The following is a 15194-nucleotide window of genomic DNA, read 5'->3' as shown; positions in this document are numbered from 1 at the left end:
AGGCAGAGACGAGCGGGTACAGAGACCCGCGATCGACATCTCGCCGCTGTGTCTGCGAGTCGCTGCAACCGCTCGTGAACAGCCGGCAGACCGACGGTCTGGCCGCCACGAGGGTCGACGCAGCTGTCCAATTCGATCACCCTCATCGGGGCGTTCGCCCCGACGCTCCGACTCGAGGGCTGACTCCCGTGCAAGCGAGACTCTGCGTCTCCTCGAGCAACTCCAGAGGGGGAGCCCCGCGCATCCCTATCTTGAGGTCGACTCATATCTTAGAACCAGCCGGCGATTTGCACCGGCTGCGGCGGGTTGCTTCCGGATTGGCGGAGAACTCTGGCTCGGAAGCGACCTCTGATGCGTGAATCGGCCTACGCCTCCGCAACTTAGAGCAAGAGATGTGCTATTTCTTGCGCATGACCGCGTCGATCGCAACGACCCTCACCGCTTCTGAACGTGCTGTGCTACTGGCGGCCCGTCGAGGGGTCGTCGAAGATCTCCGCCTCAGGGGGCAAGAAGAACGGCGAATACGTGGGGAGTTGCTCCGTCTTCTTCTGACCGCGCCCGGAGAACTGGGGGAACCATCTCCGGTCGCTGTCAGGCTCCGAGGTGCGCGGATCACTGGGTCTCTCAACGTCGGCGACCGATCGATTATCTGCCCTCTAGCTCTTGAGGAGTGCGCTTTCGATAAGCCGCTCATTCTGACCAAGGCAACAGCGTCGAACATAAGTCTCCGTGGATCAAAGATGCGTGGGCTGAGCGCCCGGCACATCGTCATGAGCGGCGCTCTCAACCTCGCCGAAGGGTTCGAATGCCGCGGTCAGGTGAATCTGTTCGGGGCTCGCATGGCGAGAGTGGAAGCGGTCGGCGGTCGTTTCATCAATCCGAACGGCAAGTCACTCAATGGGAACTATCTTCACGTGGAAGGCTTTGCCTCCTTCGAAGACACAATCATTAAGGGGGTCGTTCAGTTGATCGGAGCCACCGTCAATGGTCAGCTAGATTTTACTGGAGCGCGTGTGGAGAGCGCCGCCGAGTTCTCGATCGAGCTCGACTCGGCCTCAATCCACGGCGGAATCGAATTTCAGAACGCCACGGTGAATGGCGGGATCTGGCTCGTGGGCCTGGTCTCGCGCGGGGAGCTCGCCTTTCACGAAGCGAGCATTCTCGCGCCGGGGCTCAGGGCAATAGATGCGTCCTCCGCCGACCTCGGTGCAGTGATCCTCTCCGACGCTACGATCGTAGGGGAGGTAAAGATCGCCGGATCTCGCCTCCGCGTTCTTGACTGTACCGACACGACGCTGAAAAACGAGGGCAAGACCTGCCTGGACCTAGACGGCTCTACAGTCTCCGGTCCAGTGCATGCCCTATTCAAGGAAATCTCAGGCCGACTCGACCTCACGAACGCGACGATGGAGACGTACCGAGATACACAGTCATCCTGGCCGACGTCGGCGCAGCTCATTGGGGTCTCCATCGGGCGCCTAAGAGGAGATGAGGAGGCTGATGGAGCGAATAGAGACGCGCTTCGCTCGCGCTTGGAATGGATCAAGCTGGACGACCGATACCACCCGGAGAAGTATGCCGCTGTCGCTGATGCTTACCGGAACGTAGGTCGAGGCACCTTCGCGACGCAGGTCCTCATGGCAGGAAAGCGTGAGGCGGCGGTATCCACGAAGGGCCCAGGGAAAATCATGGCACTTCCCCTGAGCCTCCTACTGCGGGTCACAGTTGGATACGGTTACCGGCTCGAGCGAGCACTCGGCTGGCTCTTGTCACTAATCGTCCTCGGGAGCTTGCTTATCGATGCGGCGAACAAATTTGGCCTCTTTCGTGCTAAAGAATCGAACCCCCCTTTCAATTCAGTGCTCTTCGCAATTGATCTCCTCTTCCCGGTCGTTTCTCTCGGGCAGGCCGACGCTTTTGTCGCGTGCGGCTGGGCCCAATGGTTGACGGCGACAATGTCGCTTCTCGGATGGCTCCTTGGTGCGATCGTTGTGGCAGCCCTGGCAGGACTCCTGCAGAGGAAGCAGGTTTGAGCACTTTTCGGCGTAGGCACGGGGGCGCCCATGAGCGTCGATGTTCGACAATTGAACACTCGAGTATGATTCGTGATACCTGCGCCGCACGAAGAAACCCCAGCCGCGTCGTCGACACCTCTTTCTCGCTGGATTGAGCGCGCATAGGTCGTCTTCGAAAGTTCTGTTGATTCGGAAACAATCGATGATTGGAAGCATGCGCAAAAGGTGTGTGTACCGGTGATCAGTTGCTGAAGGCGATCTAATAGGGGTGTTAATTACGAATTATGCCGCTACTGGTGATTGCGGTAAGTTGCCTCTCTGTGGAGAACGCGTATCCGGGGCTCAGGCAGTAGAACAGGGAGGACGAAGCAGTCGAGAGTATGCCGAGCGCCCGCGGATCACAATGCGGAGAATAATCCATCATTGCGTCAGACTTAGCAAAGAATTAGGTTCGCCGCGTCAACGGCCCGGCTTCAGCGTTAGCTCGGACCCCGCAGGTCTCGCTTGACGCTGGCTGCAATCTCCCTCGAAGTAATCGCACTCGCCGACATCCAATAGTCGAAATCATATTTGCTCCGCCGAGGGGGTGCGAGCGTAGGCCTGTTCTGCTTCGGGGCCATGAGCCGACGCCGACCGCGCGCGCTCCCCTTACTTCCGCCGGTTCAGCACCTTCGTCCCCACCCCTGCGATCGCCGCACCCACGATCGGCGCCACCAGGAACACCCACACCTGCCCCAGCGCGTCCGGCCCCGCAAACACCGCCGCAGCGATGGACCGCGCCGGGTTCACTGACGTGTTGCTCACCGGGATGCTGATCAGGTGCACGAGGGTCAGCGTGAAGCCGATGGCGAGCGGCGCGACGGCCTTGTACTCGCTCTTGGCGGTGACGGAGAGGATGACGGCGACGAAGACGGCGGTCAGGACGATCTCGGTGAGCATCACTGCGCCGAGGCCGAAGCCGCCGGGGGAGGCGGCGCCGTAGCCGTTGGAGGCGAAGCCGGAGTCGCGGGCGGCGGCGAGGTAGCCGGTGGGGCCGTCGGCGGCGACGAGGAAGACCATTGCGGCTCCGACGAGACCGCCGAGGATCTGGCTGACGATGTAGCCGGGGATGTGCTTCCACTCGGTGCGGCCCGCGATGGCGAGGCCGATGCTGACGGCGGGGTTGAAGTGGCCGCCGGAGATGTGACCGACGGCGTAGATGCCGGCCATCACGGTGAGGCCGAAGGCGAGGGCGACGCCGAGGAAGCCGACTCCGAGCGCGTTGCCGGAGTCGGGGAAGGCGGAGGCGAACACCGCGGTGCCGACGCCGCCGGCGACCAGGAGGAAGGTGCCGAACGCCTCCGACGCGTAGCGCGCTCCGGCCGAGTACTGCTCGGCGTGCTCGGTGCGCTGCTCGCTCGTGGTGCGGCTGGCGGTGTGGGGGCGGGCCATGATCGTTCTCTCTCTCGGGGTCGGGGGAGTGCCTGCGGGGTCACCGGGCACCGGGACACTCCAGCACCCGGCAGGCGGGCCGGAGCCGGGACGAGGAGGGCTCTCAGACTCCGTCGCTCGACGGTTCCGTGAGCGGCCTGGAGCCACTCGCTCGGCGGCCATCCCGGGCGCCCATGCACAGGCGTCCGACACCGTAGCGACCGGCCGACGCCTGCACGTCCCAGCACCGGGGACAGGCGGGAAACAGGCTCCAGGTGGCACGAGCAACGCCTCACCCACCTCCCTCTTCTCCTCCGCCCGCCTCCCTGCTACGGTGCTCTGAACCGGTTTACAAAACCGGTTCAGACGCGGCGACGAGCGAAGGAGCTCCCATGGCGGGCAGACCGACGATCCTCGACGTCGCGCGCGAGGCCGGCGTGAGCAAGGCGCTCGTCTCGTTCGCGCTCAACGACCGGCCGGGCGTCTCGCCCGACTCCCGCGAGCGGATCCTCCGCGTCGCCGCCGAGCTCGGCTACCGGCCCAGCCTCACCGCCCGCTCCCTCTCCACCAGCGTCTCGTTCGCGGTGGGCCTCGTCGTGGCGCGCGACCCGGCGGTCATCGCGGCCGACCCGTTCTTCCCCTCCTTCATCTCTGGGGTCGAGCGGGTGCTCGCCGAGCGCGGCCGGGTGCTGGTGCTCAGCGTCGTCGACCCGGGCGCCTCCGAGGAGGCCGTCTACCGCACGCTCGCGGCCGACCGCCGCGTCGACGGCGTGTTCCTCACCGACCTCCGGCAGGACGACTCCCGACCGGCGCTGCTCGCCGAGCTCCAGATCCCGGCCGTCACGCTCGGGCGACTCGAGGGCTCCTTCTCGCCCGCCGTCGTGATGGACGACTCGGCCGGCATCGCCGACGCCGTCCGGCACCTGGCGGAGCTCGGCCACCGCCGCATCGCCCATGTCGCGGGGCCGGACCACCTCCTCCACTCCTCCCGCCGCCGCGAGGCCTTCACAGAAGCCTGCACGGTGGTGGGACTCGAACCCACCACCCCCATCGCCACCGACTTCAGCCCGCAGCAGGGCGCGGCGGCCACGGAGCACCTCCTCGACAGCCCGACCCCGCCCACCGCGATCGTCTTCGGCAACGACCCGATGGCCATCGCCGGCCTCGGCGTCGCGCACGCCCGCGGCCTCCGGCTCCCCGACGACCTCTCGATCACGGGCTTCGACGACTCCGAGATCGCCGCCCACGTCTACCCGTCGCTGACCTCGGCCCGCACGCGCCCCGCGCGCTGGGGCGAGGAGGCCGCCCGCACGCTGCTCGACCTCATCGAGACCGGCCGCGCCCCCGACGTCGACCTCGAGCCCGCCGGGCTCGTGGTGCGCCACTCGACCGCTCCTCCGCGGCCGTCGACCCACTGAAGACGCGTGCGCACCGTCGCGCACGCCGGACAAGGAGAACACCATGGGCACCTCAAAGACGAGACGCTGGCTGACCGGGATCGCCACCGCCTCCCTCGCGACCCTCGCCCTCACCGCCTGCAGCGGCGGCGGCGGAGCGTCGACCGACCTCACCGCCACCGGACCGATCACCATCTGGTACTCGAACAACGAGCAGGAGGTGCAGTGGGGCAAGGCGATGGTCGACGCGTGGAACGCCGACCACCCGGACGAGGAGATCACCGGGCAGGAGATCCCCGCAGGCAAGAGCAGCGAGGAGGTCATCGGAGCCGCGATCACGGCCGGCAACGCGCCGTGCCTCGTCTTCAACACGGCCCCGAGCGCGGTCGGCCAGTTCGAGCGCCAGGGCGGGCTCGTCGACCTCTCGAGCTTCGACGGCGGCGCCGACTACATCGAGACCCGCAGCGGCGACCTCGCCGAGCAGTACCAGAACGCCGACGGCGAGTACTTCCAGATGCCGTGGAAGAGCAACCCGGTCGTCATCTTCTACAACAAGGACCTCTTCGCGAAGGCGGGACTCGACCCCGAGAACCCGTCGCTGTCGACCTACGACGACTTCCTCGCCACGTCGAAGACGCTCGTCGAGTCGGGAGCCGCGCCCGCCGCGATCCAGCCCGCTCCCACCAGCGAGTTCTTCCAGACGCAGTTCGACTTCATACCGCTCTACGCCGCGGCCACCGGAGGGACGAGCCTCGTCGAGGACGGCAAGGCCACCTTCGCCGACGACGAGGGCTACGAGGTCGCCGACTTCTGGAAGAGCCTCTACGACCAGGGCCTCGCCGGCCGTGAGCAGTACCAGGGCGACGCGTTCGCCGACGGCCAGGCCGCGATGTCGATCGTCGGCCCGTGGGCGGTCTCGGTCTACGACGACCTGAACTGGGGCTCCGTCTCGGTGCCCACCCCCGACGGCACGCCCGCCGAGGACACCTGGACCTTCAGCGACGCGAAGAACGTCGGCCTCTACTCCGCCTGCGCCAACAAGGGCACGGCCTGGGAGGTGCTGAAGTTCGCGACCAGCGAGGAGCAGGACCGCTCGCTGCTGGAGACCACCGGCCAGATGCCGCTGCGCACCGACCTGCAGACCACCTACGCCGACTACTTCGAAGCGAACCCCGCCTACCAGCGCTTCGGCGACCAGGCGAGCCGCACCATCGAGGTGCCGTCGGGGCCGAACACGGTGCAGATGCTGCAGGCGATCCGCGACGCGTGGGGCAAGACGGTCATCTTCGGCGAGGGCGACGTGACGACGGCGCTCGACGGAGCGGCCGAGACCGTCACCGGGCTCGCCGGCCAGCAGTGACCCGGCCGTGACCACCCTCACCCGCCGGCCCGCGCCGGCCGGGGCGCCGGGGAAGCGGAGCCTCCTGCACCGCGTCCTCGGGCCCCAGCCCCTCGGGCTGCTGTTCGGCAGCCCCTACCTCCTCTTCGTGCTCGCGGTCTTCGCGTTCCCGGTCGTCTACTCGGTCTGGATCGCGTTCCACGACTTCTTCTTCGCGGCTCCCGGCGTGCAGGTGGAGCGGCCGTTCGTCGGCCTCGACAACTTCGTCACGGCGTTCTCGAGCCCGCAGGTCATCCGCTCCTTCGGCAACATCGGGATCTTCCTGGTGATCAACGTGCCGCTGACGGTGGTGCTCTCGCTGCTTCTCGCCGCGGCGCTCGACAAGGTCGTGCACCTGCGGACGTTCCTCCGCGTCAGCTTCTACGTGCCCTACGTCACGGCGAGCGTCGCGGTCGTCGGCGTGTGGCTGTTCCTCTTCAACGGGAACGGACTGGTCAACAGCCTCCTCGGGCCGCTCGCGCCGAACCCGTCGTGGCTGATCAACGAGCAGCTCGCGATGCCGATCATCGCTCTTTACGTCACCTGGAAGCAGCTCGGGTTCTACATCCTGCTGTACCTGGCGGCGCTGCAGAACGTGCCGAAGGAGCTCTACGAGTCGGCCTCGACCGACGGCGCCGGACGCATCCGCCAGTTCTGGTCGGTGACCGTGCCGAGCGTGCGGCCCGCGACCCTCCTGGTGCTGCTGGTGTCGACCGTCACCGGGGCGAACCTCTTCACCGAGCCCTACCTCCTCACCGGCGGAGGCGGCCCCAACGGCGCGTCCGCCTCGCCCGTGCTGCTGATGTACCAGCTCGGGATCCAGCAGGGGCAGCCCGACGTGGCCTCGGCCATCGGCGTGGTCCTGGTGCTGCTGGTGCTGGTCATCGCCTATCTGCAGAACCGCTTCGCGGGGGAGAGGAACTCATGAGCACCCTGTCCAGTGCCGGAGGCGCCGCCTCGGCCGTGCCCGCCGCCGCCCCGGAGAAAGCCCCGCGGAGGCGCCCCGTCGGCTCCAGCCGCGGAGCCGTGATCCTGCGCGGGGTCGTGCTCGCGATCGGCGCGATCGTCTTCCTCTTCCCCTTCTACTACATGATCGTCGGATCCCTGCAGACGGATCCCGACCCCACGTTGGCGGGAGCGATCCCGGAGCCGGGCAACCTCACGCTCGACAACTACGTCAACGTGAACGAGCGGATCAGCCTGCTCACCGGACTGGTCAACTCCGGGATCTTCACCGGCGGCGTGCTGCTGTGCACGGTGTTCTTCGGCGTCCTCGCCGGATACGCGCTCGCGATGCTGCAGTGGCGGGGGCGCAACGCGGTGTTCGCGCTCGCCCTGCTGGTGCAGGTCATCCCGTTCCAGCTGCTGCAGATCCCGCTCTACGTGCTGATCGCGCGCGACTACGGCCTCGCGGACAGCCACCTCGGGATGATCCTGCCGTTCGCCATCAACTCGACGGCGGTGATCATCTTCCGGCAGTACTTCCTGCAGCTCCCCAAGGAGCTGTTCGAGGCGGCCCGGATCGACGGCGCCGGCGAGCTGAAGCTGCTGTGGACCATCGCGCTCCCGCTGGTGCGGCCCGCGCTGGTGACCGCCGTGCTGCTGACCTTCATCGGCCCCTGGAACGAGTTCCTCTGGCCGTTCCTCATCACCAAGGACGCGTCGCTGCAGCCGCTCGCCGTGTCCCTGGCCAACTACATCTCGAACGTGGCGTCGTCGACCGACAACCCGTTCGGGGCGATCCTCGCGGGAGCCGTCGTGCTCGCCGCGCCCGTCGTGGTGCTGTTCATCGTGTTCCAGCGCTACTTCGTCTCGACCGATCTCGGATCCGGAGTGAAAGGCTGACCATGTCTCCCACCCTCACCACTGTCCCCTACCGTCTCGAGCGCGTCGGCGTCGTAATGGAGCCCGCCCCGGGCGACGCCCTCGAAGCCGAGGGGGTGCTCAACCCCGGCAGCGGCCGCGGACCCGACGGCGAGCTGTACCTCCTGCCCCGGATGGTCGCCGCCGGCAACGTCTCCCGCGTGGGCCTGGCCCGCGTGGTCGTCGAGGGCGGCGTGCCCGTCGGAGTCGAGCGCGAGGGCGTCGTGCTCGCGCCCGACCGCGGCTTCGAGCGCGGCGCGCACAACGCCGGCGTCGAGGATCCGCGGATCACCTTCATCGAGGCGCTCGGCCTGCACGTGATGACGTACGTCGCCTACGGGCCGCTCGGGCCCCGGACGGCGCTCGCCGTGTCCGAGGACCTCCGCGACTGGCGGCGCCTGGGCCCGGTGACCTTCGCCTACGACGACGCGCTCGACATCGACCTGGGCCTGTTCCACAACAAGGACTGCGTGTTCTTCCCCGAGATCGTCGCCGCCCCGGACGGCACCCGCTCGTTCGCGGTGCTGCACCGGCCGATGTGGGACCTCGGCGAGACGCGGCCGGGCGAGGGCGTGCGCCTCCCGGCCGGGATCGAGGACCCGCGGCAGAGCATCTGGATCAGCTACGTGCCGGTGGACGAGGTCGACCGCGACCTGGCGAGCCTCACGCGCTGGACCCGGCACCGGTTCCTCGCGGGCCCGGAGTTCCCGTTCGAGGAGCTGAAGGTCGGCGGCGGACCCGCGCCGCTGCGCGTGCCCGAGGGGTGGCTGCTCATCCACCACGGGGTGACCGGAGTGATCGACAGCGCCTTCGCGCAGCAGCAGCACGTGAACTACTCGGCCGGAGCGATCCTCCTCGACGGCGACGACCCGTCGCGGGTGATCGCGCGCACCGCCGAGCCGCTGCTCGAGGCCGAGACGGAGGAGGAGCGCAGCGGGATCGTCCCGAACGTCGTCTTCCCGACGGCGATCGAGGAGATCGACGGGCAGCACTACGTCTTCTACGGCATGGCCGACTCGAAGATCGGCGCGGCCCGCCTCGTCCGCACGGACGGCTGACGCCGCTGATCGAGTCCGCCGGCGCCTCCCGCTGATCGAGCAGCCCGTATCGCGGGCCTATCGAGATGCGCCCCCCACATCCCCCACCCAAGGAGAGTTCGATGACGAACACGCTCACCAGATCGGCGGCCGTCCTGGCCGCCGCCGCCCTCACCGTCGGGGGCCTCGCCCTCGGCGCGACCCCCGCGCAGGCGGCCGAGCCGCTGACGAACACGGCGCACCTCGACTTCCTCCTCGACACCGCCACTCCGGTGCCCGAGCCCGGCCACACCACCTACCGGCTCGACGAGGAGCCGACCCTGGTGATGCCGTGGACCTACGCCGACGCCCGCGACGGCGGCGCCTTCGAGCGCGTGGGCGGCGGCCGCCTCGATCCGGCGACCGGCGACTACGAGCAGGGCGCGTTCAACACCGACGACATCTCGCGCGCCGCGGTCGTCTACCTCCGCCACTGGCAGCAGACCGGATCGACCGAGAGCCGCGAGAAGGCCTTCGAGACGCTCCGCGCCCTCGCCTACTTCCAGACCACCGAGGGCGACGACGCCGGGAACGTGGTGCTCTGGATGCAGACCGACGGGGAGCTCAATGCGAGCGCCGAGCCGGTCGAGCTGCCGGATCCGAGCGACTCCGAGGACAGCTACTGGCTCGCCCGCACGCTCTGGGCGCTCGGCGAGGGCTACGCGGCGTTCCGCGACACGGATCCGGAGTTCGCCGCCTTCCTGCAGGAGCGGCTGCGCCTCGGCGTCGCGGCGGTCGACCGCGAGGTGCTCACGCGCTACGGGGAGTACGCGCAGGCCGACGGCGTGCAGGTCCCCGCCTGGCTGATCGTCGACGGGGCCGACGCCACCTCGGAGGCGCTGCTCGGCCTCTCCGCCTACCTCGAGGCCGCCCCCGACGACTCCGCGGTCCGCACGAGCACGGCCGAGCTCGCCGAGGGCGTCGCCGCCTACGCCCGCACCACGACGACGGAAGCGGACACCACCGCCTGGCCGTACGGCGCGATCCTCCCGTGGATGAAGTCGCGCACGCTCTGGCACTCCTGGTCGTCGCAGATGGCCGGCGGACTCGCCGCGTCGTCCGCGGCGCTCGATGACTCCTCCCTCCTCGAGCCCGCGATCGTCGACGGCGCCCGCTTCGCTCCGGAGCTGCTCACCGCCGGCGGCCCCGACAACGGCTGGAACCCCACTCCGACCGACCGCGTGCAGATCGCCTACGGAGCCGACTCCCGCCTGCAGAACTCGCTCGCCCTGGCCGACGCCACCGGCTCCAGCGCCTTCACCGACCTCGCGGCCGTGCAGGGCGCCTGGTTCTTCGGCCTGAACCGCAGCCTCGCCCCGGTCTACGACCCGGCCACCGGAGTCGTCTTCGACGGCGTCCAGGCCGACGGCTCCGTCAACCGCAACAGCGGCGCCGAGAGCACCATCCACGGCCTGCTGGCGATGCTGGCGCTCGACGAGCACCCGGACGTCGCCGACCGTGCCCGCTCCGTCGCCACCGAGCGCTCGCGCGACGGGCTGACGCTGGTCGAGGCGGAGAGCGCGCGCAGCGGCACCGTCGTGACGCCCGAGTCGTCCTGGACCGGGGAGGCCGGCTGGAGCGGCTCGTACCTCTCGCTGACCGACCCGCGCCGCGCGGTGTCGATCCCGATCGGTCCGTCCACGCAGGACCGCGTGGTGGAGGCCGTCATCGACCAGCCGCAGCGCGGTACGGAGCGCACGCCGCTGAGCGTCTGGACATCGGGCACGCGCCCGCTCGACCTGCTCCGCTCGACCGTCGGGTCGCAGGGGGTCACGGAGGCGTCGGGCGCGCTGCTCCCGGAGAAGCTCCGCCGCACCGTGCCGGCCGGCTCGTCGAGCGTCGAGGTCCGCCCGCTGAGCGGCCGGACGCGCCTCGACGCGCTGCTGGTGCGCCCGCTGGTGACGCGCCTCGTGGTCGGAGGAGAGGGCGGCCGCACCGAGCTGATCCGCAACTCCACCGACGGGGTGCGCACCACGGCGATCGGCGTCTCGGGCGGCTCCGGCACGCTGCGCGTCTACTCGCAGGACGGCGCGCTCGTGAGCGAGACGGCGCCGTCCGGAGCCGTGTCCGTGCAGCTGCCCGCGCAGGGCTTCGCGGTGCTGGTGGGCTGAGGTCGGCCCTGCTGGTCGAGTAGCCGCTACTCGATCGGCAGAGGGCGGTGAGTCCACGGAAGTCGCGGTACTCGCGTTCGAGTACCGCGACTTCTGCGTTCTCGCGGGGGCGAGGGCGGCGGGGAGGCGCGCGGCTGGGCGCGGACCATCAATTTGATGAGAGCGCTCTCTCGAAAACGCTTGACCTCTCCGCGGGGGCGTGCGTAAGCTCGCCGCACATCTCGTGAGAGCGCTCTCACATACGCGGAACAGCACGCGTGAGAGCGCTCGCAGGGGTGCCCCACCACCATCACGAAGGAGTGACCGTGCCCTATTCACGACGCACCAGGATCGCCGCGGCGATCGCCGGCGCCTCGGCCCTCGCCCTGATCGTCACCGGATGCTCGTCGGGATCCGACGCCTCCGAGGGCGGCGAGATCGAGCTGACCGTCACCACGTTCAACGCCATGGGCTTCGACGAGCTCTACGGCGAGTACGAGGACGCCAACCCGGGGATCACCATCGTCCCGAACAACATCGACACCGGCGGCAACGCGCGGACCGACGCGTTCACGAAGCTCGCCGCCGGGTCCGGACTCGCCGACGTCGTCGCCATCGAGGAGGGCTGGCTCGGCTCCGTCATGGAGGTCTCGGACCAGTTCGTCGACCTGCGCGACCACGGCATCGAGGACCGCAAGGCCGACTGGGTCGACTGGAAGTACGAGCAGGCGACCGACCCCGAGGGACGCGTCATCGGCTACGGCACCGACATCGGACCCGAGGGCCTCTGCTACAACACCGCAGCCTTCGAGGCCGCCGGCATGCCCACCGACCGCGCCGCCGTCGCCGAGATGCTCGGCGGACCGGACGCGACCTGGGACGACTACTTCGCCGCCGGTCAGAAGTACCACGACGCCACCGGCAAGGCCTGGTTCGACCACTCCGGATTCGTCTGGAACGCCATGGTGAACCAGCTGCCCGAGGGGTACTACACCTCCGACGGCGAGCTGAACGTCGAGGGCAACCCGGAGCTCGAGGAGCGCTGGGGCCAGCTGACCGACGCCACCGCCTCCGGCCTCTCGGCCGCGCAGAAGGCGTGGGACTGGAACAAGGGCAAGTCGTTCACCGACCAGACCTTCGCCACCTTCGTCTGCCCGGGCTGGATGTTCGGCACGCTGAAGAGCAACGTCGAGGCCGGCGGCGGGAACGCCGAGGCCACCGGCTGGGACTTCGCCGACGTCTTCCCCGGCGGCCCCGCCAACTGGGGCGGCTCGTTCCTCTCCGTCCCGACCCAGTCGAAGCACCCCGCCGAGGCCGCCGCGCTGGCGTCGTGGCTCAGCGAGCCGGAGCAGCAGCTGAAGGCGTTCGAGGCGGCCGGACCGTTCCCGAGCACCCTCGACGCGCAGAAGGAGCTCGCCTCCGCGGCCGCTCCCGACCCCGGCATGAACGACTCCCCGACCGGCGCGATCCTCGCGCAGCGCGCCGAGGGCGTCGTCGCCCAGTACAAGGGCCCGGACGACTCGCTGATCCAGGAGAACGTCTTCGGACCGGTCCTGCAGAAGGTCGACCGCGGCGAGATCGACGGCAAGGAGGGCTGGAACGAGGCGCTCCAGCTCCTCGACGAGCTCGTCGACTGATCCGGTCGGGCCGACGCCCGGGGGCTGACGCCTCCGGGACGACGCCCACCCGACACGGGAGGTCCGGCCGCCACCGGACCTCCCGGTCCCCGTGCGGCCGGGCCGTCCGCATCCCGGGCCGCCCCGCCGCACGGGAGAAACGCTGCCGCCCGCCGGCCCGAGGCCTCTCCGGCCCGCCGCCCGAGACCCTCCCGGCCGGCCCCGCCGCATCCCCTCCGACTCCGACTCGACCTCGAAGAGAGCGCCATGACGAGCACACTCACCCCGCCGACCACGGCGACGCCCCCCGCGGGGAAGCGGCGCCCGGCGCCCCGACTCCCGCTGACCTTCCGCCAGCGCGCGAGCCGCTTCGACGTGAAGGCCTCGCCCTACCTCTACATCTCGCCGTTCTTCCTGCTCTTCGCGCTCACCGGAGCGTTCCCGCTGGTCTACACGCTCGTCGTGTCGCTCTACGACTGGCAGCTGCTCCAGGGCCAGGGCGACTTCGTCGGGTTCGCGAACTTCGCGGCCGTGCTCGGCGACCGCTTCTTCTGGAACTCGATCGTCAACACGCTGAGCATCTTCCTGCTCTCCACGATCCCGCAGCTCGCCGTCGCGCTGCTGCTCGCAGCCGCCCTCGACCAGGCGCTGCGAGCCAGCACCTTCTGGCGGATGAGCGTCCTGCTGCCGTACATCGTCTCGCCGGTCGCGGTCGCGCTGATCTTCTCGAGCGTCTTCAGCGACCAGGAGGGCCTGATCAACAATCTGATCGGCCTGGTGGGCATCAGCCCGATCGAGTGGACCAACGACCGCCTCGCCAGCCACGTCGCGATCGCGACGATGGTCAACTGGCGCTGGACCGGCTACAACGCCCTCATCCTCCTCGCCGCCATGCAGGCCGTGCCGCGCGAGCTGCACGAGTCGGCCGCGATCGACGGGGCGAACGCGTTCCGCCGCTTCCGCTCGATCACGATCCCCAGCATCCGGCCGACCCTGATCTTCGTGATCATCACCGCCACCATCGGCGGCCTGCAGATCTTCGCGGAGCCGCGCCTGTTCGACGTGTCGAACGCGGGCGGCATCGGCGGCTCGGACCGGCAGTTCCAGACCACCGTCCTCTACCTCTGGGAGATGGCGTTCTTCCGCCAGAACTTCGGCGAGGCGGCCGCGATCGCGTGGCTGCTGTTCCTCCTGATCGTGCTGATCGGCCTGCTGAACTTCGCGATCTCGCGGCGGATCGCCTCCGTCGAGAACCGGATCTCGCAGCGCTCGAAGCGGCGCTCCGCCCGCCCCGCGACCGCCGACGAGATCGCCGCCGCGGACCCCCTGCTCACCACCACCGGCCTCGGCCAGAACGAGAGCGAGCGATGACCGCCCCCGCCACCTCCGCCGCCTTCCCGGTGCGCCGCGTCCGCGCCTCCCGCGCCGGCCGCGTCGACCGGCCCGGCTTCCTCACGTACGGGCTGCTGAGCGCCTTCATCCTCGGCTCGACCTATCCGCTGTGGTGGTCGTTCGTCGTGGCGAGCGGCTCGAACGCGACCCGCAGCGAGACCCTGCCGCTCGTCCCGGGCGGCAACTTCCTCGCCAACGCCTCGCAGGTGCTGACGGCGATCCCGTTCTGGACGGCGCTGCTGAACAGCGTCATCGTCTCGGGGATCATCACGCTCTCGGTCGTGTCGTTCTCGACGCTCGCCGGCTACGCCTTCGCGAAGCTGCGGTTCCGCGGGCGCGACGGCCTGATGATCGGAGTGGTCGCGACCATGGCGATCCCGACGCAGCTCGGCATCATCCCGCTGTTCATCCTGATGCGACAGCTCGGCTGGACCGGCTCGCTCGGCGCCGTGATCGTGCCGACGCTGGTCACCGCGTTCGGCGTGTTCTTCATGCGGCAGTACCTGGTCGACGTGATCCCGGACGAGCTGATCGAGGCGGCGCGCGTGGACGGAGCGAACCAGTTCCGGACGTTCCTCACCGTCGCCGTCCCGGCGGCGCGACCGGCGATGGCGATCCTCGGGCTCTTCACGTTCATGATGGCCTGGACCGACTTCCTCTGGCCGCTGATCGTCCTCAGCCCGACGAACCCGACCCTGCAGACGGCGCTCGCGCAGCTGCAGTCGGGCTACTACGTCGACTACTCGATCGTGCTGGCCGGCGCTGTGCTCTCGGTGATTCCGCTGCTGGTGCTGTTCCTGCTCGCCGGACGCCAGCTCATCGCGGGCATCATGAGCGGAGCGGTGAAGGGCTGACGCCCGGAGACTCCCGCGGGACCGGGTCGGGGGACATCGGACCGCGGGACGGGGGCCTCGGGCCCGGGGCCGTGGCGCCCCGGGTCCGGGGCCCCCGTCCCGC

At 69.2% G+C, this 15194-nt stretch carries 11 protein-coding genes; 10 read left to right on the top strand and 1 reads right to left on the bottom strand.

The features are described from left to right. Positions 1–410: 410 nt before the first annotated feature. Positions 411–2033, top strand: coding sequence for a pentapeptide repeat-containing protein (locus C5C25_RS07385; RefSeq protein WP_146079448.1), 1623 nt, complete (start codon positions 411–413; stop codon positions 2031–2033). Between the two features lie 630 nt (positions 2034–2663). On the opposite strand, the gene aqpZ is transcribed toward C5C25_RS07385, so the two are convergent. Further along, positions 2664–3446 (bottom strand): aquaporin Z, encoded by a 783-nt coding sequence (aqpZ, locus tag C5C25_RS07380; RefSeq protein ID WP_104250212.1) that lies wholly within the window; start codon positions 3444–3446, stop codon positions 2664–2666. 371 nt (positions 3447–3817) lie between these two features. On the opposite strand from aqpZ, the gene C5C25_RS07375 reads away from it, so the two are divergent. The 9 genes from C5C25_RS07375 (at position 3818) to C5C25_RS07335 (ending at position 15091) form a co-directional block, all read left to right on the top strand. Next, on the top strand, positions 3818–4843 hold the full coding sequence (locus C5C25_RS07375; protein ID WP_104250211.1) for a LacI family DNA-binding transcriptional regulator: 1026 nt from the start codon (positions 3818–3820) through the stop codon (positions 4841–4843). 43 nt (positions 4844–4886) lie between these two features. Then, positions 4887–6182, top strand: a complete 1296-nt coding sequence (locus tag C5C25_RS07370; protein ID WP_104250210.1) for an extracellular solute-binding protein — start codon at positions 4887–4889, stop codon at positions 6180–6182. A 7-nt stretch (positions 6183–6189) separates the two neighbouring features. Next, on the top strand, positions 6190–7128 hold the full coding sequence (locus C5C25_RS07365) for a carbohydrate ABC transporter permease (RefSeq protein ID WP_104223956.1): 939 nt from the start codon (positions 6190–6192) through the stop codon (positions 7126–7128). Then, positions 7125–8045: a carbohydrate ABC transporter permease gene (locus tag C5C25_RS07360; RefSeq protein ID WP_104250209.1), complete on the top strand. Its 921-nt coding sequence runs from the start codon at positions 7125–7127 to the stop codon at positions 8043–8045. Before C5C25_RS07365 ends, C5C25_RS07360 begins: the two co-directional genes overlap by 4 nt. A 2-nt stretch (positions 8046–8047) precedes the next feature. Next, complete coding sequence (locus C5C25_RS07355; RefSeq protein ID WP_104247217.1) at positions 8048–9121, top strand: glycosidase; 1074 nt, start codon at positions 8048–8050, stop codon at positions 9119–9121. A gap of 101 nt (positions 9122–9222) precedes the next feature. Further along, entirely contained in the window at positions 9223–11250 is a 2028-nt protein-coding gene (locus tag C5C25_RS07350; RefSeq protein WP_104250208.1) for a hypothetical protein, read from the top strand. 305 nt (positions 11251–11555) lie between these two features. After that, complete coding sequence (locus C5C25_RS07345; protein WP_104232944.1) at positions 11556–12866, top strand: ABC transporter substrate-binding protein; 1311 nt, start codon at positions 11556–11558, stop codon at positions 12864–12866. A gap of 246 nt (positions 12867–13112) precedes the next feature. Beyond that, on the top strand, positions 13113–14216 hold the full coding sequence (locus C5C25_RS07340) for a carbohydrate ABC transporter permease (protein ID WP_104247219.1): 1104 nt from the start codon (positions 13113–13115) through the stop codon (positions 14214–14216). After that, positions 14213–15091 carry a carbohydrate ABC transporter permease gene (locus C5C25_RS07335; RefSeq protein ID WP_104223961.1) on the top strand — a complete coding sequence of 293 codons (879 nt, stop codon included), beginning with the start codon at positions 14213–14215 and terminating at the stop codon, positions 15089–15091. Before C5C25_RS07340 ends, C5C25_RS07335 begins: the two co-directional genes overlap by 4 nt. Positions 15092–15194 lie beyond the last annotated feature (103 nt).

It is taken from the genome of Rathayibacter sp. AY2B9 (assembly GCF_002931595.1).
Classification (GTDB): Bacteria; Actinomycetota; Actinomycetes; order Actinomycetales; family Microbacteriaceae; genus Rathayibacter.
Note: the sequence above shows the minus strand (reverse complement) of the source record. Positions and strands in the feature narration are given on the sequence as shown.

Excerpts from the sequence above, each read along its gene's own strand:
- C5C25_RS07385 (WP_146079448.1), top strand. The coding sequence starts at position 411 with ATGACCGCGTCGATCGCAACGACCCTCACCGCTTCTGAACGTGCTGTG.
- aqpZ (WP_104250212.1), bottom strand. The coding sequence starts at position 3,446 with ATGGCCCGCCCCCACACCGCCAGCCGCACCACGAGCGAGCAGCGCACC.
- C5C25_RS07375 (WP_104250211.1), top strand. The coding sequence starts at position 3,818 with ATGGCGGGCAGACCGACGATCCTCGACGTCGCGCGCGAGGCCGGCGTG.
- C5C25_RS07370 (WP_104250210.1), top strand. The coding sequence starts at position 4,887 with ATGGGCACCTCAAAGACGAGACGCTGGCTGACCGGGATCGCCACCGCC.
- C5C25_RS07360 (WP_104250209.1), top strand. The coding sequence starts at position 7,125 with ATGAGCACCCTGTCCAGTGCCGGAGGCGCCGCCTCGGCCGTGCCCGCC.
- C5C25_RS07355 (WP_104247217.1), top strand. The coding sequence starts at position 8,048 with ATGTCTCCCACCCTCACCACTGTCCCCTACCGTCTCGAGCGCGTCGGC.
- C5C25_RS07350 (WP_104250208.1), top strand. The coding sequence starts at position 9,223 with ATGACGAACACGCTCACCAGATCGGCGGCCGTCCTGGCCGCCGCCGCC.
- C5C25_RS07340 (WP_104247219.1), top strand. The coding sequence starts at position 13,113 with ATGACGAGCACACTCACCCCGCCGACCACGGCGACGCCCCCCGCGGGG.
- C5C25_RS07335 (WP_104223961.1), top strand. The coding sequence starts at position 14,213 with ATGACCGCCCCCGCCACCTCCGCCGCCTTCCCGGTGCGCCGCGTCCGC.